At 64.8% G+C, this 1,005-nt stretch carries 1 protein-coding gene; it reads right to left on the minus strand.

Features of this window, described 5'->3' with window-relative positions; genetic code table 11:
- Positions 1-105: 105 nt before the first annotated feature.
- Positions 106-972, minus strand: coding sequence for an RDD family protein (locus EN781_RS33155; protein ID WP_126055027.1), 867 nt, complete (start codon positions 970-972; stop codon positions 106-108).
- Positions 973-1,005: the final 33 nt, after the last annotated feature.

A 1,005-nucleotide genomic window follows, 5' to 3' on the forward strand; every position in this document is an offset into this window, starting at 1 on the left:
ATTGTGATCAGCCCTCTTCTCCCCGTATTATACGGGGAGAAGGTGCCGGCGGGCGGATGAGGGGCAGCACCAACGTCTCGTGATTATCGAGAATACCGCTCCGGCCTACTGCGCGTACTTATCCGCCTTGCGGTTGCCGAGCAGCAGCTTGCGTTCGAGATGCGCCCTGAGCTCGCCGTAGTAGGCGGTCAGGAACGCCCTGGAATCCGGCGCTTCGATCGTCACACCGATCTTCTTCCCGATCATTTCGGCTACGGCCTTCATCGCGAAATAGTCGTCGCGGCGCAGCACTTCCTCCAGCTTGTGTAGCTCGGCGATGCCGTAGGCGTCGAGCTGCGCAGCGCTGAACTTGAAACGGGCCGCGACTGGATCCTTGCTCCGCGACAGGTCCTCGACCAGCTTCAGCCTCGGCGCCTCGACCACCCAGGTTCCGGCGAGCAGGTCGCCGATGCGCATCCGGTCGCGGTTGAACAGCGGGAAGAGCGCGAAGAGCAGCGCCCACACCAGTCCGAAGACGGTGGTCAGCGTGTCGGCGACGCCGGCGCCGCCGCGTCCGGCGATGATCGACAGCGGCAGGAAGATCTCGATCTCGCGCATCAGGTTGCGCGCGATAACCTGGTCGACTGTGAGACCCGCGCCGCTGCGCGAGGCGACCCTTATGCCGACGATGCGCTTGCCGGGTGTCGCGGCGCGTCGGCCGGCCTCGAAGGCGATGAAATAGGCGTTGCGCAGCAGGAAGATCAGGATGATCCAGACCACGAACAGCGGCTGCAGCCCGCCGAAACCGATGCCGCGTAGCCCGAACAGGGCGACAATGGTGATGAGGACCGCGGTGGTGGCGATGATCACCACATCGAGCAGGAAGGCCGAGGCCCGCGTGCCGGCGTCGGCAAGCCTGATCCTGAGATCGACGCCTTCCGGTGTGATCAGCGGCCGTGTCGGCGCGAACGCGGCGCGTCTAGTGATCGCCATGCCGCACCATTCGGAACAGGTAGAAATAGGCGC

It is taken from the genome of Mesorhizobium sp. M4A.F.Ca.ET.090.04.2.1 (assembly GCF_003999085.1).
GTDB lineage: Bacteria > Pseudomonadota > Alphaproteobacteria > Rhizobiales > Rhizobiaceae > Mesorhizobium.